The sequence below is a fragment of the Oribacterium sp. Sow4_G1_1 genome (assembly GCF_052116105.1).
GTDB lineage: Bacteria > Bacillota > Clostridia > Lachnospirales > Lachnospiraceae > Oribacterium.
Genome location: NZ_JBQKLS010000009.1, coordinates 14,820 through 38,624 on the forward strand (window position 1 = coordinate 14,820; position 23,805 = coordinate 38,624).

Annotated in this window: 16 protein-coding genes; 2 read left to right on the forward strand and 14 right to left on the reverse strand. The window is 55.5% G+C overall.

The features are described 5' to 3' along the window. Nucleotides 1-21: 21 nt before the first annotated feature. Together ACTQ52_RS07025 and ACTQ52_RS07030 are read right to left on the reverse strand one after the other, a co-directional pair. A complete protein-coding gene (locus ACTQ52_RS07025; RefSeq protein ID WP_441982176.1) occupies nucleotides 22-672 on the reverse strand; it encodes a DUF4391 domain-containing protein in 651 nt (216 codons plus the stop codon). Between the two features lie 23 nt (nucleotides 673-695). Next, nucleotides 696-3,926 (reverse strand): helicase-related protein, encoded by a 3,231-nt coding sequence (locus ACTQ52_RS07030; protein WP_441982177.1) that lies wholly within the window; start codon nucleotides 3,924-3,926, stop codon nucleotides 696-698. Nucleotides 3,927-4,486: 560 nt separating this feature from the next. On the opposite strand from ACTQ52_RS07030, the gene ACTQ52_RS07035 reads away from it, so the two are divergent. Both ACTQ52_RS07035 and ACTQ52_RS07040 read left to right on the forward strand, forming a co-directional pair. Further along, the gene (locus ACTQ52_RS07035; RefSeq protein WP_441982178.1) at nucleotides 4,487-4,702 is read left to right on the forward strand and encodes a DUF3791 domain-containing protein; all 216 of its coding nucleotides are present in this window, start codon (nucleotides 4,487-4,489) and stop codon (nucleotides 4,700-4,702) included. 207 nt (nucleotides 4,703-4,909) lie between these two features. After that, nucleotides 4,910-6,163, forward strand: coding sequence for an ATP-binding protein (locus tag ACTQ52_RS07040; RefSeq protein WP_410043502.1), 1,254 nt, complete (start codon nucleotides 4,910-4,912; stop codon nucleotides 6,161-6,163). 552 nt (nucleotides 6,164-6,715) lie between these two features. On the opposite strand, the gene ACTQ52_RS07045 is transcribed toward ACTQ52_RS07040, so the two are convergent. From ACTQ52_RS07045 to ACTQ52_RS07100, 12 genes are all read right to left on the reverse strand, one after another. Continuing rightward, a complete protein-coding gene (locus ACTQ52_RS07045; protein WP_441982179.1) occupies nucleotides 6,716-8,578 on the reverse strand; it encodes an AAA family ATPase in 1,863 nt (620 codons plus the stop codon). Between the two features lie 220 nt (nucleotides 8,579-8,798). Next, on the reverse strand, nucleotides 8,799-9,500 hold the full coding sequence (locus ACTQ52_RS07050; RefSeq protein WP_441982180.1) for a histidine phosphatase family protein: 702 nt from the start codon (nucleotides 9,498-9,500) through the stop codon (nucleotides 8,799-8,801). Nucleotides 9,501-9,680: 180 nt separating this feature from the next. Then, on the reverse strand, nucleotides 9,681-10,055 hold the full coding sequence (locus ACTQ52_RS07055; protein ID WP_410043499.1) for a bifunctional adenosylcobinamide kinase/adenosylcobinamide-phosphate guanylyltransferase: 375 nt from the start codon (nucleotides 10,053-10,055) through the stop codon (nucleotides 9,681-9,683). 116 nt (nucleotides 10,056-10,171) lie between these two features. After that, nucleotides 10,172-10,972: an adenosylcobinamide-GDP ribazoletransferase gene (locus tag ACTQ52_RS07060; protein WP_441982181.1), complete on the reverse strand. Its 801-nt coding sequence runs from the start codon at nucleotides 10,970-10,972 to the stop codon at nucleotides 10,172-10,174. 125 nt (nucleotides 10,973-11,097) lie between these two features. Next, nucleotides 11,098-11,628 (reverse strand): bifunctional adenosylcobinamide kinase/adenosylcobinamide-phosphate guanylyltransferase, encoded by a 531-nt coding sequence (locus tag ACTQ52_RS07065; RefSeq protein ID WP_441982182.1) that lies wholly within the window; start codon nucleotides 11,626-11,628, stop codon nucleotides 11,098-11,100. A 14-nt stretch (nucleotides 11,629-11,642) separates the two neighbouring features. Continuing rightward, the gene (locus tag ACTQ52_RS07070; protein ID WP_441982183.1) at nucleotides 11,643-13,046 is read right to left on the reverse strand and encodes a nicotinate-nucleotide--dimethylbenzimidazole phosphoribosyltransferase; all 1,404 of its coding nucleotides are present in this window, start codon (nucleotides 13,044-13,046) and stop codon (nucleotides 11,643-11,645) included. A gap of 57 nt (nucleotides 13,047-13,103) precedes the next feature. Further along, nucleotides 13,104-14,624, reverse strand: a complete 1,521-nt coding sequence (locus tag ACTQ52_RS07075) for a cobyrinate a,c-diamide synthase (protein ID WP_441982184.1) — start codon at nucleotides 14,622-14,624, stop codon at nucleotides 13,104-13,106. A gap of 24 nt (nucleotides 14,625-14,648) precedes the next feature. Beyond that, complete coding sequence (cbiE, locus tag ACTQ52_RS07080) at nucleotides 14,649-15,974, reverse strand: precorrin-6y C5,15-methyltransferase (decarboxylating) subunit CbiE (protein ID WP_410043494.1); 1,326 nt, start codon at nucleotides 15,972-15,974, stop codon at nucleotides 14,649-14,651. Nucleotides 15,975-16,032: 58 nt separating this feature from the next. Then, nucleotides 16,033-17,112 (reverse strand): precorrin-6A/cobalt-precorrin-6A reductase, encoded by a 1,080-nt coding sequence (locus ACTQ52_RS07085; RefSeq protein ID WP_410043493.1) that lies wholly within the window; start codon nucleotides 17,110-17,112, stop codon nucleotides 16,033-16,035. Nucleotides 17,113-17,144: 32 nt separating this feature from the next. Then, nucleotides 17,145-18,050, reverse strand: a complete 906-nt coding sequence (locus ACTQ52_RS07090) for a precorrin-3B C(17)-methyltransferase (RefSeq protein WP_410043492.1) — start codon at nucleotides 18,048-18,050, stop codon at nucleotides 17,145-17,147. Nucleotides 18,051-18,064: 14 nt separating this feature from the next. Further along, nucleotides 18,065-19,504 (reverse strand): TIGR02679 domain-containing protein, encoded by a 1,440-nt coding sequence (locus ACTQ52_RS07095; RefSeq protein ID WP_441226602.1) that lies wholly within the window; start codon nucleotides 19,502-19,504, stop codon nucleotides 18,065-18,067. Next, nucleotides 19,494-23,726 carry a TIGR02680 family protein gene (locus ACTQ52_RS07100; RefSeq protein WP_441982185.1) on the reverse strand — a complete coding sequence of 1,411 codons (4,233 nt, stop codon included), beginning with the start codon at nucleotides 23,724-23,726 and terminating at the stop codon, nucleotides 19,494-19,496. The genes ACTQ52_RS07095 and ACTQ52_RS07100 overlap by 11 nt, the downstream gene beginning before the upstream one ends. Nucleotides 23,727-23,805 lie beyond the last annotated feature (79 nt).

Below are 23,805 nucleotides of genomic sequence, written 5' to 3' on the forward strand. Positions count from 1 at the left end.
TCACCTCTCTATCCTGCTATTTTAAGCATTAACAAGTGCCTTCTTCAGTTTCTTCATCTCCGCCTTCAGCTCCATTTTCCGGTTGAGCTGCTTTTCCTTTTTCATCTTTAGTTCCAGCGCAGTAATCTGCTTCTCAATCTGCTTTCGCTGTTTCTGCTGTTCTACGCTTTCCTTCAGCGTCGTGTTTTCACCACCGGCAAGCTGTCCCCCTGCAATCTGCCAGATGAAATTCTCATATACTGCATCGATCGTCAAACCTTCCAGATGCAGTGGCAGTTCTTCCTCTGTACACCACTCTGTGCAGTAATATCGGTCAACCTTAAAGGCTGACTTACCGGAACCTGCAGTTTCTTTATATCCCATGGCAGCTTGATATTTCCCGTCATATCCCAGCAGGAACAGGATGTGATACGGTATCTCCCGGTCAATCAGACGAAGGACATTTTCATCGAGCGCAGTCGATGTAAGCCTGAGCTCGAATACCTCGATTTCTGTGACCAGCTCACCGGGTGAGAGATTCAGTGTGGTCGCTGCCAGCTTATTTCGCCAGTAGATGATTTTAATCTGCTCTGCGAATGCCGCTTTGATGGCCGGCGTGACAGACAGATGTTCGTAAAACTTCTGCTTCGGAATCCTCTTGTTGAACTCCGTCGACTTCGGTAACCCCAGCACGACGCACACCTCCTCACATAAGATTATTTCACAACCAGAAAACAGATCAGTTCAAAATCATCCAGTCCAGACACTGCACTCATCAGGGCTGAGGTGCCTCCTGCAGAAAACAGGCTGTCAATGTCGCTTTCTTCTTTCACATCGATGATGGAATTGATTGCTTCACTCAAGAGCTCCGACATATCCGCCATGTTGCGTCCATCGTCGGTTTCACGATTGAAACGCTCATATACTTCCGATATCGGCCTATTTTTTCCACGGCAGAGTAGACGTACATCATCCAGCAGCTTCTTCGGATTCAGATAGTCACAGATGATCTCTCCATCGGTGCCGATATATACCATATAAAACGGATGAATTCGATTGCGGTTGTCTACGTTGACGCTGTCGTTGATGTTTTTCAGGACGAAAATCACACCCTCCGGTAGCTCTTCCGTGGCCGGAACGACCGCATGGAGTCCGCGCGGTTTCTTATCCATATCGCCGTTACGCTTCATATAATCCAGCAGATCGAGGCGGAATTCGTTTAAGCCCAGGTCCATGATGGAGATACCATCTGACATATCTTCGATATCCACGACTTCTTCCTGGAGCCGCTTGAGCTGTGCCTTACGATACTCCAGGTCACCCTTCTCCTCCGGATTGATCAGGTCATCGTCGCCCGTGGAGGTCATAACCGTAATCTTCATACGGGTCTCCACACGAGACTTCAGATTGATATAGTCGTCCAACGTAAGATCCGGCCAGAAGTTCACCAGCTGAATCACCTTATTCCGGCTTCCGATACGGTCGATACGACCGAAGCGCTGGATGATGCGAACTGGATTCCAGTGGATATCGTAGTTGATGAGATAATCGCAGTCCTGTAAGTTCTGACCTTCTGAGATGCAGTCGGTAGCGATCAGGATGTCGATCTCATTTCTACTGTTCGGCATCAGCGCATCGCGGTCTTTGGAGATCGGCGAGAAACAGGTCAGCACATTGTTCAGCGTTGCCTGAAATCCTTTGATCGTTGTGCGTCCGTCGATGGTTCCGGTAATAACTGCCGTATCCAGTCCATACTTATCTTTTATGTATCTGCTCACATGGTCATACAGGTACTCCGCCGTATCCGAGAATGCAGAGAATATGAGCACTTTTTTATTATCCGGGTTGATGGGATTCGTAATCTTCTCATCCAGCAGACGCAGAAGCTCCTGCAGCTTCGTGTCGTGCTTCGGCGTAATATCCGCCACCATCAATGTCAGCAGTTCCAGCACATCGGCATCCTGCTGCAGTTCCTTCCGCCAGCTCTTCCAGTCCATATCAGCAAGCTCGATTTTCACCTTCTTACCGACTGTAAAGAGCTCTGTGTTTTCATCATCGATATCCCAGTCATCTCGAGCTGCTTCATACATGGATATGTCTGCGGAACCATATTTTTCGAAGCGGTTGATGGCGTCAATCGTACCCTCGATCAGCTCCTTGATGCGCGTCAACGTCAGCTGGAAGGAATTGACAGAGCTTTCCAGCCGCTTCAGAAGATTGATGCTCATAAGGCGCTGAATACCGCGCTCTCGTCCAGTCTGCGTCAGATTCTCGCCCTTGTTGTGGGTGAGGTCCTTATACTTCTGCAGCTTACTTGGAAAGATGTAGTTCGACGGCGTATACACGCACAGCGTCAGCTGCATCAGCTGGTCATAAATCTCGTTGTAATTGATCGCATTATTCAGGTCTGTCAGGCATGGGCGCAATGAGATCGGCTTCAATCGTTCCGGAAATTTTCCGATTTCCTTCGTGTCGTAATACTTTTCGATATGCTTACGAGACCGGGCAATGGTGACACTGTCCAGCAGCTCGAAGAAATCAAAATCCAATGTCCGAAGCAGCGCGTCCGTGGTACGCTGTTCCGGCTCCAGCTTACTCCACGCGTTGAACGCCTTCTGCGCCTGCTTGAAGATATCTTCAAGGCTCTTTGTAGTATTCAGCCGCTCATCCAGATTCTCAGCATTGCCCTCATAGGCTATGGCGAGCTGATTCTTCAGGTCCACGAAACGATTGTTGACCGGCGTTGCGGAAAGCATCAGAACTTTCGTTTTTACACCGGCACGAATGACCTTTTCCATCAGCTTCTGATAGCGGTTCTCCTGCGTGTTGCTGTGGGTTCCGATACCATTGCGGAAATTATGCGACTCATCGATGACGATGAGATCATAGTTTCCCCAGTTAAGGCGGCCCAGGTCCAGTCCGTTAGACATGCCACCATCACGAGACAGGTCGGTATGAAACAGCACATCATAATTCAGTCGATCCGCAGCGATGGGATTATTGACGTAGTTATCCTTATAAGTATTCCAGTTCTCTGCCAGCTTCTTTGGGCAGAGAACCAGAACCGATTTATTCCGGTTTTCGTAGTACTTCACGACTGCCAGTGCGGTGAAGGTTTTACCGAGACCGACGCTATCCGCGAGGATGCAGCCGTTGTACTTTTCAAGCTTATTGATAATCGCGAGGACAGCATCCCGCTGGAAATCATAGAGCATACCCCAGATCTTACTCTGCTTAAATCCGGTCGCCTCGTTCGGAAGCACATCCTCCGAAATATCATCCAGGAACTCGCTGAAGACATGGTACAGGGTCATGAAATAGATGAATTCTGGAGAATTTTCAGCATAAACTGTACTGATGTTTTCCATCACCACGTCCGTGACATCCTGCATTTTTTCACGGTCATTCCACAGCTGGTCAAACAGCTGCATATACTTCTGGGAAAATGGAGTCTCCATGCAGTTGACCAAATTGTAGGTATTGTTACCGCGCTCACATCCGAGGTCGACCGTGGTGAACCCGGCCATCGGCGCATACGCTGTCTGTGCATCTTTCGCATCGACAGTCATAAAACCCATCATGTTTTCGCCCGTCGTGTTCGACTTAAATCTTGCTTTCCTGCGAATCCAGTCTGCGCATTCCTTCGCAATCGCACGCTGAGTCATCTCGTTGCGAAGCTTAATCTCAAATTCTGTACCGTACAGGCTGGTTTCTCTAGAAAGGCGAGGAATATAAAACTCGCGCTTCTGCTTCTCTGATTTTTCCTCGACAAAAGTTGGTGACGTGAAAATAAACCGGAATTCCTCTACGGATTCCAGCTGTTTCTTTAATTCCTGATATGCATACATAGAGAAGCAAGCGGCTGCAACAGAAATCCTGCTTCCACGCTTTATCTCCACCCGCAGATCATCGCGGACAGTATTCGTGATGTTATCTAATACTTTCATGTCACCCACTCAATCACTCGTTCTGGCTTCATCTTTCGGTGTCATCGCCCCATTGTCCGGGCCATAAAACATATTGTAAAATTATATCATATTCACTTTGCTAAGTAAGCCAATAATAGTGACTTGTCGGCTGCGCCATTGTCCGCGCCATCTTCCTTCCATGAAACACGCACCGATATCTACCGGCTCCGTGATGAACTTGCAGCCAGAAGCATTGGCCTATGGGCGCAAAGCGTCACAAGGCTGGATCGTGGAGTCACGGAGCTCAGGTCGCATAAGACAGGACGAAGGTGGACTCTGCAGCTCTAGGGCACCGATCCCTATGACCTGGTGCAGGCTTTCATCTTTTCCAGTGCCCACGAGCGGTCGATGTACGGTCTGTCTTCATAAAGCTCGTATTCGCCTCCTGACAATTATGTTGTAGCAGAGGGATCAGGCAAAATATTGTACATGGCTCGCAAATCCTGGTCGAGACATGTTAAAATATGGAAAACAATGACATTAAATCCAGTCCTCCGTTAAAAGGGGCGATGGAGAAAAGCCGTTTTAAGGAGATTCTGATGGATGAGAATAGTTTTTCCTTCACGATTTACATGATACATGCCTGCGCTAATCGTTGGAATGTCGCGCCTTCACGGGTGTATCAAGCGTTGAAAAAAAGCAGCTGCCTGGACCGGTATCTGCTCCCGAGCTATGACATCCTCCATACACAGAGTACGGATTATGTGGTGCAGGATATCGAGGAGTATCTGGAGGAGAGGGACGTACCTGTATGAACGGAGATGTGCTCGAAAAATACTACAAAGAGGCACTGTAGTTTAAAGCCATAAAGAAACCAGGCTTGCGATGAAGCTATGAAAGATTTTTGCGTATAACCGCAATAATCTTTCATATGCTGCTTGCAAGCCAGCCCCGCTCGGGGTATGATGCTATTAAAGATTTTTGCGTATAACCGCAAAAATCATCGATAGGAGGTATGCTATATGGAAATCAAAAGAGATCGCTACCTGAATACACTCATCAGCAAGGAGCATAACGGTCTTATTAAAGTTATTACCGGTATGCGCAGATGCGGTAAGTCTTATCTTCTTTTTACGCTCTTTAAGGAGCATCTGCTGTCAGAGGGTGTAGCTGAAGATCACATCATTGAGATCGCTTTTGATGCTTTCGAAAACAGGAAGTATCGCGATCCTGATGTACTGTACCCATATCTGAAAGAGCAGATCAAAGATGATGCGATGTATTATGTACTGCTTGATGAGATACAGCTGCTTGGCGAGTTTGAATCTATTCTCAACAGCCTGATTCGTATGAAAAATGTGGATGTTTATGTGACCGGAAGTAATGCCCGTTTTCTTTCAAAGGATGTCATTACGGAGTTCCGAGGACGCGGCGATGAAGTGCATATGCATCCCTTAAGCTTCGCTGAATTCATGTCCGTCTATCAGGGTACGAAGCAGGACGGGTGGAATGAGTATATGCTTTATGGCGGTATTCCTCTGGTGCTTGAGTTTACCACCCCGGATCAGAAAATTGCGTTTTTGAAATCTCTCTTTGAGGAAACCTATATTTCAGATATCGTTGGCAGGCATCATATTCGCAATAAGGCAGAACTCGAGGACCTTTTGAATATTCTGTCCTCGGCGATCGGCTCTCTGACCAATCCGGAAAAACTGTCTGCGACATTTCAAACGGTTAAGAAAAAAAAGATCAGCACTTCGACACTCAGGCGGTATATTGATTATCTCTGTGATTCCTTCCTGATTGACAGCGCTATTCGATATGATGTGAAGGGAAAGAAATATATTGATACACCGGTAAAGTATTATTTTACGGATATGGGGCTTCGCAATGCCAGGTTGAATTTCCGTCAGATTGAAGAAACGCACAGCATGGAGAATATCATTTTCAATGAGCTGAAAATGAGGGGCTTCAATGTGGATGTAGGTGTGATCGTGCAATACGAAACCAATGGTAAAGGCAACGGCACCCGCAAACAGCTGGAAATTGATTTTGTCTGCAACCAGGGTTCTAAGCGCTATTATATCCAGTCTGCTTATGCGATTCCTGATCAGGCTAAAATGGAGCAGGAACAGCGATCTCTGATGTTGACAGGAGATTTCTTCAAGCGATTGATCATCACCAAAGACACACCTGCCCCTTATTACAATGAGTCCGGCGTACTGATTATGAGTGTCTATGACTTCCTGCTGAACCAGAACAGTCTGGAATATTAATCGCTTCATGAGGTCACTTTATGGGACAGCCCCATTAAACCATCCGTCGAATGACAAACCCTGTCCGCCGCCGACCCGCGCAGCCCCGTGACTGCGCCCAGGCGTAAACATTGACAATCAAATACCGTACGAGACTTTACTATTCATGCTTGTGCATGGCTTCGGTTAAGGTTTATCGTAAATGCTTATCGGTTATCGGTTACTTCTTATCTGTGAAGGTGAAATGTTTCTAAATATTCAGGTCTGAGAACCATATCTGTTTACATTCTGTAAACGCTGTCTCGTAGAAAACCTGCAGGAAACTGCGTGCAGAGGTTCGGTTTCAAGCACAGACGGAGGGGTGTCACAGGGCACTCCTCTTCTTTTTATGCGTGGACACTTTATGGGGTCTGACCCCATCTTCCGATCTGTTCGTTACGGCAGCCTGCATTGGCAACTGAATCGGTAATCAGCTGATGCTGCTGAGGATATCAGAACCCGCAGAGGTAATCATAGAACTCCTGAATTTAACGGGTCTGATCACACGAAGAGATCCCTAAAGGTCTGTACTGCTTAATTCATACAGATATCAAGTTCCTTTCCGGAAAAAGCGATGCCAAACTTCAGCGTTCGGCTGACTCCATTTTCCTGCAGTTCTTCTTCGTAGTGATTCGTTTCGATCTGCGCCATGGCTTCTTTCGCCAGTAATTCCAGAGACTGACTGCGCAGATCCTTTTTCCATTTCATTTCCATGATGATACCAGGATACTGTTTGCTGCGTGGAATCATGCAGATATCATATCGGTCCTTGCCGGATTCTCTGTTTGACTTTATTTTGTACTGATTATCCATTAAAGCGATCAGGCCGAGCACCAGGCCATGATAAAAGCCTTCTGCACCTGCATCATGAAAACTGATGCAGTGATGCAGATAATCTGAGATAGCCTGCTGCAGCTTTTCACAGTCATTTGCATACAGGCTTTCTGCGATGCGGTTTGCAGTAGTTTTATTGATCTCGCCAGTATGCAGAAAATGCGATAATATCTCAGAGGCATATACCGCAGCGATTTCTTTGTTTGGGATCAGGACTTCGCACAGGTATGAGCCGTCAGCCTGCAGTTTCCTGCTGGAGGCTTTTAAATAGCCGGCGACCAACAGCAGGCTGTAGACATTTTCCAGATGCTGTGTCAGGGATCTGTAGATGACATTTTGATCGATTCTGGCGATCGCAGGCTTCCCCTGCAACAGAAGGTACAGCTTCTCTGTGATATCATCGGTCGCAGCATTCAGAACGTCCTCCAGGATTTCGTTTCGGCCTGTATTCGCCCAGTAGGCCTGCGGCATGCACCCATTGGCAACATAGTTAACGACAGACCATGGATTATAGATATCTCTGGTACCGAACAGGTATCCATCGTACCACGCTCTTAATTCCTGCTCTTTGTCCAGGACGCCGTAATAACGTAGCATCTCGCGTACCTCTTCCACGGTAAAGCCGAAGTACTGGTCGTAAGCAGCGTCCAGAACCGTGTTTACGGACAGATTATTCAGACCGCTGAAGATACTTTCCTGCGCGATTCGCAGGATGCCAGTCAGGAATCCATAGGACAGATTTCGGTTATCCTTGAAGGCACCCGAAAAGAAATTCCGCATGAATCCGATGATTTCCTCATAGAAATTTTTCGAATATCCCTCTTGGATCGGCGTATCATATTCATCGATGATGATAATCGGCGCCTGATGGTAATGCGCAGTCAGCATCTTCGAGAGTTGTTCCAGCGAGGCAGCGAGGTCCACCTCATCCGCGTTTCCGCTTAAGATCTGGCGGAAGAACTCCTTGTCGTAGTCCGCGATCGTGTCGTCGGTCAATATCTCCTGATGCCTGCCATACTCATCCTGTAATAAGCGCTGGATCTTCCGCACGGTGGCTGCCCATGTGTCGAATTTGACATCCTTAAAGGTCAGAAAAATGACCGGATATTTTCCCTGATATTTGCGATATGCCTCTCCGCACTTCCAGATTTTCTTATCCACGAAATACCGGCTTGTATCTTCATCAGAGATTTCGAAAAAGACGCGGAGCATATCCATGTTCAGCGTTTTACCGAATCTGCGCGGACGTGTAAACAGGGACACCAGCGGCTTTCGATCCAGAAAATCCTTGATCAGCATCGTCTTATCGACATAGTAATACTCTTCCTGCGCGCGTACATAATCTGAAATTCCGATCGGCAGCGCCTTTCGTACCGGTGCTTTCTTTCGTTTCATATAATTCCCGGAGCTCACTCTTCCATCCGCCGGCTTCACCGCATCATCCGGAATCCGCCATGATTTTCCTTCCTTAATAGCACCTGGGATCTCCCCTCTTCGGCACAGATCATTGACTGCATGGTCAGAAATTCCCCACTCGTTTGCGATTTCTTTATTCGTCTTCATGGTCTTCCTCCTTTTTAGTGGGTCGTATCCCGTATTAGTACATCTATATCATACTGCTTTTCTCCCAATTCATCAACGAGAATCCATATTTATCCCGTACTGTTTGGCATGTATCCCGTATGCTTGGTACTGATTCCACTTTATGGGGTCTGACCCCATAAACTTCTGTTTAGATCCTCTTTAGAAAAATTTAATGGGGTCTGACCCCATTACGAAATTCTTAAGATCGGCATGTTAAGTCGAGGCGGTAACCTTCCCCGGGTTTTACGCTCCACTCGAAGTACGGTTTGTGCGGCTCGGCATAGCGTTCCATCAGGGCCATGATCGTGCCGCCGTGGGCGACGATGGCGATGTTTTCGCCGCTGACTTCTGGTCGTTCTTTTTTTACGTTTTCTGAACTTCCATCGTACTGCAGTTTAAAGACAATCTCTCGCTCCATGCCCGCCTCTGTTTCACTGGCTACGGATGCATCCGCTGTCTTCATCAACGTCTGGATTCTCGGCAGTACGGCGCGTTCGAAGCCGTCACACACGCGTCTCGTAAATTCGGCCTTGCTTTCACCGCCGGGGAAGGCGGTTTCGCCGCCAGAGTCGATGTAGCGCTGGTACGCGGCGCGGTGCGCGGGGTCCGGGTCCTGGTTGATTTCCTGCCAGCTCATGTATTCGAACACGCCGAAGTTCATCTCCATGAATTCCGGGACCACGATCAGCTCCGGTGCGGTGCCAGGAAACAGGCACGCTGCCGTTTCTCTGCAGCGGCGTGCGGGGCTCACGAAGACGATCGCCAGTTGAAGATTCATATCCGCCGACTTCGCCCGCAGTCGTTCTTTCTCCTCCGGCAGAAGGCCTTCGTCGGTCGCGCCGACGTAGCGGTGCTCCTGATTTCCCTTCGTCATACCATGACGGATCAGCCACAGTTTCATTTCATAATCCCTTTCTTCCACTCATCCCACACAGATGTGGTCCCTCGCATCCAGCGTTCGACATACGAATCAGCTTCCAGCACTTTCAATCGCATCCAGCGCTGACATCACGCAATTCTTCGTAATCCCTCCGCCGTTTCGTCGCACCCATACGCTTCTCTTCCGGCGACTCCCGCTTCTCTACTTGATCCTCTGCGCGATGCCGGCGACCACGCGATACACCTCGTCAGCTTCGGCGGCGATGCGGCACCCGACACGCCCCACGGCTTCCCGCCACGCGCGCTCCTCCGGGTCCAGCGGGACCACGCCGCTGCCGACCTCCGGATAGATGAGGACGAGGTCCTGCGTTTTCGCGAGATCGTCTGAAGAGGTGCTCTCCCACATCGTGACGAAGTCGCGGACAGAGGCATTGGCCTCCGCCAGGGGATCACGCCCGGCCCGTACCGCGTCGCGGATCTGCGCGGCGAGCCCGTCGATGCAGCGGACATGCGCGAACTGTGCGGCGAAGGCGTGCTTGCCCTGCGCCATGCCGCCGATGATCATAATCAGTTTCATCTTACCTCCGATTCCGGCCTTTCTTCGGCCAATGTCTTCGTCCTCTGTGTACATACCCGCTCTCGTCTTCGACGGCTGCGAAACCGCGTGAGCCAGCGGGGTGTTCAACCTCCCGATCAGTGCGTGAACGCGCTGCTGAGAATCAGGCACAGCAGGTTGCCAGCGAGGATGGCACGCTCGCAGTTGCACAGAAAATAGCCGCAGAGGTCGCCGGTCGTGCCGCCGAAGATCGGAAGGATGCGGCGGCGGTACCACCAGAAGCAGAGGCCGGCCATCAGGAGGGTCACGAGTGGGTACAGGAGCGGGGTGCCGCCGAGAAGGGTCGGCACGAAGAGGAGCACGCCGGCGGCGATGAGCTCCGCGGTGAGGATGCTGGCCACGTGGCGGTCTGCTGCATCCGCCATCGCACGAACCATGCCGTCCTTCCGCGCCTTCGGGAAGCGCACGACGCTGAGTCCGGAGAGGATGCGGGACAGCACGAAGCCCCAGCAGATGCACGGGAGGGCCTGCGCCGCGGTGGTCATGGCGGCGGTCTCGGTCCAGCAGGCGAGGACGCTCAGGATATAAAGGAGGCCGTAGATCGCGGCGAATGCACCGATGTGCGGGTCCTTCAGAATCTCGAGCTTCCGCTCCTTAGGAGCGTAGCTGTGGAGCGCGTCCTGGGTGTCGAAGTAGCCGTCGAGGTGGATGCCGCCGGTGAGCACGATCGGGAGCGCGGTGAGGCAGCTCGCGGTGAAGAAGGCATGCAGCCCGAGGCGCGTGAGGACGAGCCAGGCGAGGCTGATCAGGAGCGCGAGGACGACGCCGACCAGCGGAAAGAAGCACATCGCGTATTTCATGCTGTGCTCGTTCCAGTCGGCCGGCGGGGTCGGGATGCGCGAGTAGGTCGCGAAGGCGATTTTCAGTGAATCGAACATAAAACTCCTTCTGAGCGCCGCCCGCAGTGGGGCGACGGAGTATCGGTGTGGTTTGTGACGGGGCGGTCAGCGTGCCCTGGGAAGCGGCGCGGCAGAGCGCCGTCGTGTTTCAGTACGCCGCTGTCTCAGGCTTTCAGCTGTACCGGGATGCCGTAAACGACTTCGGTCACCTGGTCGGCGGCGGCGCTGAGCGCCGCGGCGAGGTCGGCGAGATCGCGCAGAAAGCGGTCGGTCTCTGGCCCGTAGTCGATGCCGTCGCTGTAGAGCTCGTTGGCAACGATGATGAGCGCACCGGCCTGCTGCCTCAGCTCGAGCAGCGGGGCCACGATCTCGTGCGGATGGCCCGACGTCCCGTAGACTTCATTGGCATACAGATTCGTGAGATCCTCGAGGAGGAAGACGGCGTTGTTCAAGGCTTGCGCGCGGAGCTGCGCGATGTCCGTCGGGCACTCGATCGTCGTGTAGCCGCGGCCCGCGCGACGCTTCTGGTGCTTCGCGATGCGCGCGGCAGCGTCAGCGTCCCGCGGGGCGGGGTTCATCGTCGCGACGTAGTAAAGCGGCCCGCCGAGCTCGGTATGCAGGCGCTCCGCAAGCTGCTCCGCATATTCTGATTTTCCGGAACCGGCCCCGCCGGTGATGTAGTAAAGTCTGCCCATGTTGCTCCTGTTTTTCACTTAAATCGCTGGTACGCCTCGACGTGAATGTCATCGAAGCTGCCCATGCCGCGGTAGACCGCCAGTGCGGCGTCGAGCAGCGGCAGGAGAAGCACTGCGCCGGAGCCCTCGCCGAGGGACATATCTGCGTCGATGATGGCCCGCAGGCCGAGCGCCTCGAGTGCCTTCCGCGCCGCGCCATCCTTCGACACATGCGAGGCCAGCGTGACGTCGGCGACGGAAGCATGGATTTCAAAGTCTGGCAGCGCGTCTGCCGCGCTTTCTGCAATTCGCTTTACCTCTGGGTTCGACATCTGTTCTGGCTTCGATGCACTTACTGTGGCCACAGTTGCAGAGTTGGTGGTATCCGAAGCGTTTGACTCCGCCAGAATCCGGCTCGCGGCGAGCGCCGCGGCCGTCGAGATCGCGCCGTCGATCACGATCGGCATCTGCTCTTCGACCGCTCCGAGAAACATCCCGGCCATCGTCGCGATCTCCAGACCGCCCAGCTCGAACAGAAGCTGCTTCGCATTTTTATGGTTGACCCGGCGAAGCGCCCGCCGGACGCAGTCGCGTTTCCGCTCGAGGCCCTCGTCACTGAGGCCGGCGCCACGACCGACCGTCTCTTCCACCGGAAGCCCGAGATACGCCGAAAACAGCGCACTCGTCGGCGTCGTATTGCCGATCCCCATCTCTCCGGTCAGAAGGATGTCGTAGCCCTGTGCTTTCAGCTCCCGGACGAGGCGGCGGCCCAGCGCCAGTGCCCGCTCGCCCACCTCCTCTGACATCGCCGGCTCGATCGCGATATCACCGCTCCCATGCTGGAGGCAGCGATCGTTGACGCAATCTGTACGGAGCGCCGTGGATGTAGGCATTGGCCCGGAAGAAGCGGAAATCTGTGATGAGCTGGTGGCTCTGATTTCGTCGTCTGTCGGCACTCCGGACGATCTGCTGTCACCTGCGCTGAGCATGCCGACGTCGATCGGGAAGAGGTCCACTGCGAACTGCTGCGCCAGCACGCTCGTCGTGGTCAGACCGCGCGCAAAGTTTTCAGCGACGATGCGCGTCACCGAGCTGTCCGTCTGCGTCACACCCCCGCGCACGCAGCCGTGGTCCGCGCAGAGCACCGCCAGTGCCCGCCGTGTGATGTGCGGCTGCGCCGTCCGCTCGATCATGCAAAGCTTCGTCACATGCTGCTCGAGCACGCCCAGGCTGTCGATCGGCTTCCCGAGGCTGTCCCAGTGCTGCTGCGCCAGGGAGCGGTAGTATTCTCGATCACCCGCGCACTCATGTGTGCGGGTGCCGACAGCGTCACATCCCTGGCTGCTGGTACCGGCGTACTTTTCATATTCTTCATGCACAGTATGACCGGCATGATCCATTTTCTGCTGATCGATGTCTCTCTTCATAGATTTTCTCAAGTTACTCTCTTATCTGTCGCTTTTACCACCCGGAACTCTCTCGTCACCTCTACTCTATCAGAAATTTCCCTGCTGTTTCTTCCGCCATGTCCGACAGCTGTCGAGGAAGTGGGCGAGGGCGGCGGGGTTACTCCAGTAGTAGAAGTGCGGGAAGCCGGCGGCGAGGCTATCCGTAAGGTAGATGCCTTCGTAACTGCGGGCGCTTGTCGCTGCGTGGCCGTGGCCGGCCGCGGGTTTCGTAAGCGTGCAGTCCGCGCCGTTGAAGTCGCAGTCGTAGCGGTGAAATTCATGCCCGCGCAGTACCGTACCGGCCGGGCCGAGCACGCTGTCCCGTCGGGTCTCCGCCTCGACATAGCCGAAGCGCACCAGCCGCGGCTTTCGCTCTGCGTCACCCGGCAGAACGCCGCACATCGCGACCTGCTCGATGGCCTCCCGCAGATACATGTAGCCACCGCACTCGGCGATCGTCGGGAGCCCCTGCCTCACCGCCTCCGCCACGGATGCCCGCATCGAAGCATTGGCATGGAGCGCATCCCTGTAGAGCTCAGGATAGCCGCCAGACAGGATCAGGCCGTCGACCTCCGCCGGCAGTGCTGCGTCATGCAGCGGGCTGAACGGCACGAGCTCTGCGCCGAGCTGCCTAAGCAGCGCACGGTTCTCCTCGTAGGTGAAGTTGAATGCTTCGTCATCGGACACCGCGATCCGCACGGGCTGCGGCCTATCCGGCTGCGGCTTATCTTCTTTCAGTGGTGACTCCACACCGGCGATCTCCAGCAGCCGCTCCACCTCCACGCTTTCTTCCATCTGCGCGGCGACGCGTTCCGTCCAGCGCTGGAAGTCTTCGATCTCTCCCGGCTCAACGAGCCCTAGGTGGCGGGACGGGACCTTCAGCTCCGGCAGCTCCGGCAGGTAGCCGAGGACCTCAATGCCCGGACAGTACGCTTCGATCACGCTCTTCAGGCGCGGATAGAACATCGGCGACACGCGGTTCAGGATCAGGCCGCGGATGCCGCTCTGCCTGCTGCCTGCCTTTTTCGCTGGCTCATGACGACGGCCTCCATCCGACGGGCTCGCTGCCCCGGAATCCCCAGTGCACGCCGGTCGGCCCGGCGTCGATCTGCCGTTCTCCGCACTCATCTCTTCCCTGAACTGCATCATCCCGCGTACGAGGGCGGCGATGCTCACACTGGCGCCCTTCGCGTCCATCACGAGGATGGTCGGGGCGTCGAGGATGTGTGCGATTTCCCAAGTCGATGCACGACTCGACACGCCGCCGAGCCCGTCATAGTACCCCATCACGCCCTCGACGAGCGCGAGTTCCGCACCGCTCTCCGCCACACGCTTCGTGAAAATCCGCCGAAGCGTAGCCGCATCCGTGAAGAAGCTGTCGAGGTTTCCAGACGGCACGCCGAGCACCCGTCGGTGGAACATCGGGTCAATGTAGTCGGGCCCGCACTTGAAGCTCTGAACCTTTACGCCCCGTTTTTTCAGCACGGCAAGAAGACCACAGCTGACTGTGGTCTTGCCTGCGCCGCTTCGATCCGCGGCGATCACGATTTTCCGAAATGTATGTCTCATAGGGTTTGTGTTCTGAACGCCGCCTCACCGTCTCGAGATTCTCGTGATGGTGATCGGGTTTTCCGCGCGGTGCATGTGATAGCTGCCGCGGCGCTCGAGGCTGGTCGCCTGGATCTCCACCATCTCAAACTGGTAGTCCGTGAGCCGGCGTTCGATCTCCAGCACCTCGGCGCTGGACTCGAGGGTCACCGTATTGATGACGATGATGACATTCGGATTGATGCCGATCGCCCAGTCGACGATCGCACCAAGATTGCCCTTACTGCCGCCGATGAAGACGCAGTCCGGGATCGGCAGCGGACCCTCGTCGGAGACATTCTTCCGCTCATCCGGTGCCTGGAAGCTCTCTGTCGCGAAGCAGGTCGGGGCGATGCCGCGCACGATGCGGATGTTGTCGACCTTGAACTGGTAGCGGTTCTGCTCGAGCGTGTAGATCGCGTCCTGATCCACCTCGACAGAAATCACCTTTCCCTCCGGACAGGTCAGCGCAGCCTCAATCGACACACTGCCGGTGCCGGCGCCGATGTCATACATGATGCTGTTCTCGCGAAGAGCGAGACGGCAGAGGCTCAGCGCACGCACATCGCGCTTCGTCATCGGGATCCCATCGAGCCGGTTGAAGCGCTCATCCGAGATACCGAAGCTTCGTATGGATGCACGGAAGCCGTCATTCTCAAACAGCGCGATGGCGAGGCGGTCGAAGCTCTGATTCCGAAGCTCGCGCGGGGAGCCGACGGTAAACTTCTCATCCTCGTAGCTCAGGCGCTCGCCGACCGTGATGCGCACGTTATTGAGGCCGAACTGTACCAGCTCCTGCGCGATGATGGAGACATTGTCCTCGGCACCGAGCAGGGCGCAGACGAAACGGTTCTCGCGGATCAGCGGCACCATGTCCTTATGCAGGCCGTGCAGGCTGACGAGCTTCACGTCCGCCATGCTGATCGAGCGCTTGCTGAGGAAGTACTGGATGCTCGACACGCCGGCATAGTTCCGGATCTCGAGCTGCTCGAGCATGCGGTCGTCCTCATAATTTTCGTCGTGTACCTCCGCCATGTGCTTTTTCAGCGCGCGACGCAGCGGAATCGCGCCGGAGTACACGCTGGTGTCGCCGGTGAAGACCGCCGAGATGGTTTTCTTTTCCGGGTGCGCGAGGATGTACTCGACCATCTCCTCCGTGCGGAAGGTCTCGAACAGCTCCGGGCCGCCCTCTGCCGGCAGCGCCGCCCGTGCCGTGTTCAGCGCCCGCGTCGCCCCCATCACCACATCCGATGCCGCGATGGCATCGACCGCACTCTTCGTCAGCATATCCGGATTTCCAGGGCCTACCCCGATCAGGTTTACGATTCTCATGTCCTACCTCCATATCTGCAGCTGTCCGTCCGTAGAGACGGCAGCGTCGCTTCGATCTTCATATTATGCCGCGGTCTGCTGCTTCCGCCTGCTCTTCGCTGCGTTCGGTCGCGTTTCTCCCGCACGTCCCCACTCTTCCGATCTCGTGGATCCGTCGCAGCACCGCATCTGACTTCTCTCTATCATACCACGCCGCGTCCGGGATCGAAACCTCCTTTGGTCGGCCGACACAGATGACCTCCACACCGAGCGCGAGTGCCGCTTCACATTTCTCTGGGAAGCCGCCGGTCTCGCCCGACGCTTTCGTGACGAGGTAGCCCGCGTCGGCATACCGAAGCTGTGCGACATTCATCTCTTCAGAAAACGGACCCTGCATCAGGATGAGATGGTCCCGCCGGAAGCCGAGCACCTGACACTTCTCCAGCGCCTCCACCGTCGGCAGTGCCCGCACATAGCAGCGCGCCGCGAAATCCGGGATCTGCGTGTAGGGTGTGAGCTCCTTCGAGCCCGTCGTGATGAGGATGTTCGGACGCTGCGCCGCTGCAGAGGATGACCGGTCCGACTGTGCTAGCCACGCCGCTGCCTCCTCGATGGACTCCACCCAGTGAAACGCCGCACCCTCCGACGCACTGGCCTTTCCACCTGCACCGCTATCCTCCCGCTCCACGCGGATGCAGCGGACCCCTGCTGCCGCACACGCCGTCAGGATGTTCTCACTCACCACCGCCGCATACGGATGCGTCGCATCGATCACCAGCCGCTGTCCGGATAGCTGACATCGTTCAGCCTGCCTGCATTGCCCTGCTGATTTCGGCGATTCGGATTTCTCCAGCTCTCCGTCTGTATCATCTGGCATGAGCTTCAACTGCTGCCGGGCCGTCTCATCTGACGTGAATCCCGTCGCCTGCCTGGCTGCCTCAAACAGCGCCGTCATCTCCTCTGCGTCCAGTCGACCGACATGCACCGTGATCCCTGGCCCCGCCGGCAGCAGACTCGCCCCATACGCCGTCGTCACATACACCTCCGCAGCGATCGGCAGCCCCGAGGACTCATGCGCCGCCCACGCTCTATTCACTTCGACGATCGCTTCTGCGATCTTCCGCCCCTCGGTCGTCCCACCAAACAGAAATATATGCATCTCGCTCCTTTGATACTACACTTATGCTTCAGCTAAGCATCCAAAACGCGCTTCCGCTCATACCCGCGCGGGGTCACCATCCGCGGGCCGTCCGGCGTCTCGATGACGCGCGTCTCGCTGTTCCCGACGAAAATCGTGCTCAGCATGTCGATTTCCGGCTGTACTTCAGCGGCACTGTCTGCGGTCGCATCCTTTGCCGAGGCGCAGCCACCGCCGACATTCGCATTTTCTACCGCATCACCACACTCTCCAACCGTTACCGCAGCCGTCCCACCACTCGCGAGCCCGGCGAGCTCGTTCAGCAGGAAGATCCGGCTCTTCTGTCCGTCGCGGCCAATGTTTCGGACGTACGCACATACCCGGTCTTCCGGGAGCGTCTCCGAGAGGATCGCGCATGCCCGCTGGTACTGCGCCAGCCGCGTCCGGCTGACCGGATTATACAAGACGATGACGAAGTCTGCTTCTGCGGCGGCCTTCAGCCGCTGCTCGATCTTCGCCCACGGCGTCAGCAGATCCGACAGACTGATGACGCAGAAATCATGTCCCACCGGCGCACCCAGCACCGCACTGCCGCTCAGCACCGCACTGAGTCCCGGCACCGTCACGACCTGCACGCCCCGGTACGCATCCTCCTCGGACAGCGTATAGAGCAGCCCCGCCATACCATACACCGCACTGTCACCAGACGACACAACCGCGACATTCTGCCCCTCGTGCGCCAGCCTCAGCGCTTCACGGCAGCGCGCCTCCTCGGCATGCATGCCCGACACCAAAAACCGCTTCTCCGGAAACTGCGCCTCGAGAAGCTTCACATAGGTCTGGTAGCCGACGATCACATCGACCCCCGCCAGCACCTCCCGTGCCTCTATCGTCTCATAGCACTCATCGCCGGGACCGAACCCGACCGCATATACCGTTCCGCTATTCTCTCTACTCATCACGCAATCCCCCATCAAGTGTTTTCCTCTGAAAGATACATCTGCAGGATGTTCTCCTGGTATCCGGCGACGCCCTGCTTCCGAATCAGCACCGCTGTCGTCTTCAGCAGCGAATCCTGCAAATGGTCGAGCATCTTCATCCGCCGGGCTTCGATCGGTTTTCGGGATTGTGCCGAACGATAGTCCGCTTCCGACATATGCCAGAAGACGCACTGCCCCGGCAACAGGCTCTGCTGCACCTTCTCTGCGATGCAGAGCCCCTCCGGGTCGAAATCACCAGCATAGTATACGCGGGTTCCGGCGGCACGAAGAAGCCTGAGGATCAGCCAGGCACTTAGCCGTGGCTGTCCATTCATGCACATGAGCGAGCGCGTGCGTCCGAAGCGCTCGCAGAGCACTGCATACACCACCGGATTTTCCACGATCCAGAGGGTATTATCCCGACAGCGAAGCTGCGCCCACCCAGTGATTACCGAGAGCGGTACATTCACCGGTGCGCCATCGGCAGCGAAGCCTGCCATGCCAGCATGGACCAGTCCATCTCGTCCGATGGCTTCCACACCACAAAGCATCGCATAATTCGATACATCATCGAGCAGGATGCCGGCAGACAGGTACCTTGCCTGCCGCCGAAGCGACGGAATACTGTTCATCTCATCAGCTTCGACTCCCCGCTGTATCTCAAGCCACTGAAGTAAAAGCTGAAGAAGATGTGCATCGCGCGTTCCCGGATCCAGGCGATGCGGGTCTCCGAAAAGCACTGCTGCAAAGACTGGAAGATACTGATAACGCTTCTCTACACAAAGCCGATTCAGAATCTCCAGTGCCCGCACCAGTATATGCAAATCTTCTGTGAGTGCGCATAAAAGCTTGTTTTCCACCAGCTCCTGCCGTCCACTCATCAGCTGCCGGTAAAGCGCCGTCACCGCTTCTTCGGATGTGCATGTATGCGCAGTATTGTCAATCGCTCCGATGCTGGGCACATCCTCAGACGATATCGCAGGTTCTTCTTTCTCCGCCACCGCTCGCAGTTCATGCAGCAGCTGCCTCGACGCTTCACAGTCCGCATACGCTTCCTGCTGACCGATTGCTGCTTTCCAGCAGCGTGCGATGCACGCCTTTCGCCGGCTCTCTTCCTCCCGCTTTCCAGAAAGCGGTGCTCCTGCAAAGGCCTCCAGAATTTCTTCCGGCGACAGTTCTACGAAGCGGGTATGCTCAAGCGCCCGCCGGAAGGCCTGCGCAGAAATCGTCGCCGTTTTCTGATTATGATAGCTCCGCGCGAAGAAGCCCTCCAGCGCCTCCCGCTCATCCTCGCTTCGAATGTTCAGTCGGGCACTGCCACAGAAGCAGCCATAGGAGCGATACTTCTCGCAGAACTGAGAGAGCAGCCGCTCAAACACCGGCATGCTACGAAAGTACGCAAGGCACGCTTCCCGAAGTTCATCATTTTTCAAGTCGTTTACTCTCCTCTTCCATCTCTGCTGCATCCTCCATCAGCACACGAACATTTCCATTCCAAAGGAAGGAAAGCGCCGTGACGAACTTTGCATTGTTCGGGCGCACGAGCTCATAGATCGCCAGTGCATCGAGGGTATCCGCATCACCCCAGAGCACCTGGGAATTGATGATGAAATCGAAGTCGAACTCCCGCATGAGACGGAACATATCCCGGATATTTCGGTTATCGACGCCAGCGAAGGCCTCATCGAGGGATACGATCTGCGGCGCATCCGGACGGGCACCCCGATACTTCGCGGTCACCGCCGAGAACAGCGGAACATACATGGACATCGCCTTCTCACCACCAGAGAAGGTTCCGAATATCGAGTTCGTCAGCTCCTTCTGCCGCTCGCCCGGCTTCTCACAGAAGAGCTGGAACTCAAACCACTTCCGGTAGTCCAGCGCGTCCTGCATCACCTGATAGAAGGAAGCGCTTCCACCGCTGTCCTCCGCGATTCTGCGCGACTCCTCCACCTTCGAACGGAAATGCTGGCTGAGGCGTGCCGCCTCTTCCTCCTTCATGGAGCGGTAGTCCTTTCGCAGGAGCTCCACGAGCTCGGCGGTATCCAGCTGGGATTCACTCTCCGCTGTCTTACTGCGCCAGCGAAGTCGAAGCTTGAGACCGCTGGAGGTATTCATACACTCCATCTGCCGGTTCATGTTTTCGACCCAGCTCTGCGCACTGTTGATGCGGCTTCGAATCTTCCGACTCATCGTGTTCGACAGGATATCCTCGAACAGCTCCCGATCCGTCTGCTTAATCAGCTGACGCAGGCTCTCGAGCTCCTCATCGAGGATACCCGACAGCTTCTGGAACGGAATCCGACTGCCACGATAGCGCGCCTGGTAATCCAGTCGCTGTACCGGTGTTGAAAGCAACGTCTCCTGCGGACGCTTCTTCCAAAGCTCTGCAAACTGCTCGAAGGAGCTGATCTGATAATCGACCAGATAGCCGTTGCACTCAAAGTATACCTGCTGCACCTTCGTCTTCAGCGACTCGAGCTCCTCCGCAGACTTTCGGAGCTCGGCCACCGTCTCCTGCGCACTCTTGATATACACCACAGTTTTCTTTTCTTCTGCTTGCGCCAAATCCGCCACAGCATTATACGCTTCCGTGCCCACGCTATCCGATGCCGCACTTCCGCGCTCTTCCACACGCCTTTCGTCTGCCACGACCTCCTCTACCGGAAATACATAGCCAAGCTTATACTCCTCGATGTAAACCTCCTCCGCATATGTCTTTTCCGCTTCCAGCAGGATACGTGCCGCCGACAGGTTCTCGATTTTCTCCTTCGTATTCCGACATTCCGTTTCCTTCCGGCCCCGTTCGTTCTCACAGTTGCCGCGCGTCTCATCATAGTGCGCGAGCCACACGATACAGGTATCCAGTCGCTCCTGAATCGCCGCATAATCCGTGAGTGCAAGCTGCTTCTCGATAGACGCCCTGCGGTTCTCCGCATCGCGGATATCCTTTTCGAGGATGCCCTGGTCATAGCGAAGCTGCTCGAGATCGGCCTCGATGCTGTCGAGCTGATCCTGCTTCTGCCGGAGTGCTGCGACCTGATCGAGATACGATGCATGGGTAGGCACCAGTACACGGAGACCGCTCTGATATTCCATCGCCGCCTGCGAAGCCTGCACAAACACCTCCAGGCTGTTCCGGAGATACAGCCGTTCTGCAATCTTCGCCGCCTCGGTTCGATCCTCCTGCAGCGCCTGGATGAGCGCATGCACCTCTGCATCGAGCGCCTGCTTTTGCTTATTCTGAAGATCCAGCCACTTCTCCGCCTCTTCGCAGATATTGAGTGCATCCTTCAGCGCCTTTTCCTTCGGGAAGCCCTTATACTCTTCCTCGAGGCGCCCGATCCGATTCTGGAACTGCGCTGCTTCTTCCGAAAGTCTGGCGTTTTCTGCTTCCAGCTCGGTGATGCGCTCCTTTAACACACGAATCTTCTCTGCACGGTTCCGCTCTCTGGCCTGCGTGCCGATAAATCCGGCATGGTACTCCCCGCTGATCGTACCGGCCAGCACGCCGTTTCGCCAGCTGCCATTCGCGGAAATCACGGTCTCCGCATTGTCCTCCATCGAGATATGGCTGAGAATATCGGTCATCTCCATGTTCAGGAACACAGTGTTGACGCTATCGTTCAGGGTCAGCATATCGAGTGCGGTTTTTCCGAGAATCTTCCCTGCATTTTTGCGTACGAAAATATAGCGATCGCAGGCACCCGGGTCCAGCCGCAGTACCTCCTCCCGATAGTTCTCTTCAATCACCAGCGCATCCAGCAGCCCCATCTCGAGAATCGCCTCTTCGATGCGATTCCGCGTCTCGTCATCGAGCGAATCCGCGAATTCGAGCGTCTTATAAAACGCATGATACGGGATGCCGCGCTTCGTCAGTCGACGACGGTTTTCCAGCACCGCTTCACTCCGCTCCGGCTCCGGCTCACGTTCGTTCTCCCACTCGCGAAGCTCTGCCTCGCAGCCCGTCTTCTCTTCGACCAACATCCGGCTTTCCCGCTTTCGGGCTTCCAGTTCTTCCTTCAGATGAATCCCCAGGTCCTGGAGCTGAAGGTCTACCGGACGCTTCGCCTGCGCATAATCCGCGCCCTCATCATAGCTGTCTGCGAAACGGCAGAGCCCCTGCAGTACCTCCTCCGGCAGCTTCAGCTCCTGGTTCTCGCCATGCCAGATATACAGAGCTTCCTTCCAGCTGCTCTCTGCTTCCGTGAGCGCCGCCTCTGCCTCACGCAGCTTCCGCTCAGCGCGGTCCGCGTTGTCCTGCTGCCGGGCGAGCTCGTCCCGCTTCTCGCAGAGCTTCTCTTCCCCCTTCGCGAGGCGCTGCTGCACCACGAGACCTTCCTGTATGCCCTGCTTCGTTTTCTGAAACTCCGCCTCATAGGTTTTAAAGGAAAATGCCTCGTCGATTCCCTTTGTGAGCTCATCCTTGAGGAAGCTCTGCGCCTGATAGTTCATGTACTCTGCCTGCGCAGACATATTCTCGAGGCAGTTACCGATCTCTGCGCGCTTCGTCGCTTTTTTCTCATCCAGCTGCTGAAGCTGTGCCCGGCACGCACGCTCATCATCCTGCTTCTTTTCGATCCGCGCTTCCTTCTTCGCGTGATTCTCTTGAAGCCCGGAGAGCTGTCCGACGAGCCTCTGCTCCTCCTGCTTCAGCTGGTAGGCATCGCTCTTTCCAAGCTCCTCCCGTTCCTTCTCCATCGTCGCCTTCTGTGAGGAGAGCTGCGCCAGCTCGTCGGTTAATGCTGTCAGCCTGGACTCTGCCTCAGAGAGCTTCGTCTGCTCCTCCGAGAGGGCCTGGGTGTTCGCCTTCAGGCGCTTTCCTGCCTGGTCGGCCGCGCTCGCCTTCGCATACAGCATGCTCCGGTTATAGCGATCGAAGACGCGCGCGATATGGTCGACCGCCTTTCGCGCAACCTCCTTGGTCTCCAGCTGAAGTCGGAGGGAATCCATATTCTCGATGGCCTCCGTCATTGGCCGCAGATCCTCCTCGGAGAGCCCCTGCAGCGCAGAGCTCAGGATGTCGTTGATGACGGATGGCTTGAAATCGCGGGACAGCTTCGGCGTACGGAGCTGGATAAGAAGATCAAGCATCTCCCGGTAGGCATCCGTCGTCGCAAAGCCGAAGAGCTGCTGGTTCACGAACTCGATATAATCGGCCTGTCGATCATAGACCCGTCCGCCCTCCGCGAGGCGGTTTTCGAGCTCCTTCCGGGTCAGGGTGAGCTTCTCCGCGCCACTGCGATAGAGCGAAAAATCGACGCCGACGCGCCGACCATCGAGGATACCGAAATACCACTTGTCCAGTGGCTTTCCACGGCGGGCGCGGATACCCATGCCGATCGTGAAGTAGGCTTCACTCTTTTCACGCTTAAACTCCATATAGAGATAGCCGGTCCGCTCCTCTCGCTCATCGCCCTCCTCCAGGAGATAGCCAGACATCTTACGATCACGGGAACCGAATGGATCCAATCGCTCCGGATTCGCATTACCATCGAGGAGAAGCGGAATCGCACTCTGCATCGTAACGGATTTTCCAGAGCCGTTCGAGCCGCGCAGCAGAAGCCGCCCCTTTGCAAAGCAGAATTCCTGCTCATCGTAATACCAGAAGTTGATGAGGCCGAGCTTATTCGCATGCCATCTGTTTTGTCCCATAATCTATATCCTGTCTTTCTGCGCGGCACCCGGCAGGTGGAACGCGCGATTGAATAATTCCAAATGTTGTAGGCGTGCC

Coding starts and splice junctions, on each gene's coding strand:
- ACTQ52_RS07030 (WP_441982177.1), bottom strand. CDS start 3,926: ATGAAAGTATTAGATAACATCACGAATACTGTCCGCGATGATCTGCGG.
- ACTQ52_RS07035 (WP_441982178.1), top strand. CDS start 4,487: ATGGATGAGAATAGTTTTTCCTTCACGATTTACATGATACATGCCTGC.
- ACTQ52_RS07040 (WP_410043502.1), top strand. CDS start 4,910: ATGGAAATCAAAAGAGATCGCTACCTGAATACACTCATCAGCAAGGAG.
- ACTQ52_RS07045 (WP_441982179.1), bottom strand. CDS start 8,578: ATGAAGACGAATAAAGAAATCGCAAACGAGTGGGGAATTTCTGACCAT.
- ACTQ52_RS07050 (WP_441982180.1), bottom strand. CDS start 9,500: ATGAAACTGTGGCTGATCCGTCATGGTATGACGAAGGGAAATCAGGAG.
- ACTQ52_RS07055 (WP_410043499.1), bottom strand. CDS start 10,055: ATGAAACTGATTATGATCATCGGCGGCATGGCGCAGGGCAAGCACGCC.
- ACTQ52_RS07060 (WP_441982181.1), bottom strand. CDS start 10,972: ATGTTCGATTCACTGAAAATCGCCTTCGCGACCTACTCGCGCATCCCG.
- ACTQ52_RS07065 (WP_441982182.1), bottom strand. CDS start 11,628: ATGGGCAGACTTTACTACATCACCGGCGGGGCCGGTTCCGGAAAATCA.
- ACTQ52_RS07075 (WP_441982184.1), bottom strand. CDS start 14,624: ATGAGACATACATTTCGGAAAATCGTGATCGCCGCGGATCGAAGCGGC.
- cbiE (WP_410043494.1), bottom strand. CDS start 15,974: ATGAGAATCGTAAACCTGATCGGGGTAGGCCCTGGAAATCCGGATATG.
- ACTQ52_RS07085 (WP_410043493.1), bottom strand. CDS start 17,112: ATGCATATATTTCTGTTTGGTGGGACGACCGAGGGGCGGAAGATCGCA.
- ACTQ52_RS07090 (WP_410043492.1), bottom strand. CDS start 18,050: ATGAGTAGAGAGAATAGCGGAACGGTATATGCGGTCGGGTTCGGTCCC.
- ACTQ52_RS07100 (WP_441982185.1), bottom strand. CDS start 23,726: ATGGGACAAAACAGATGGCATGCGAATAAGCTCGGCCTCATCAACTTC.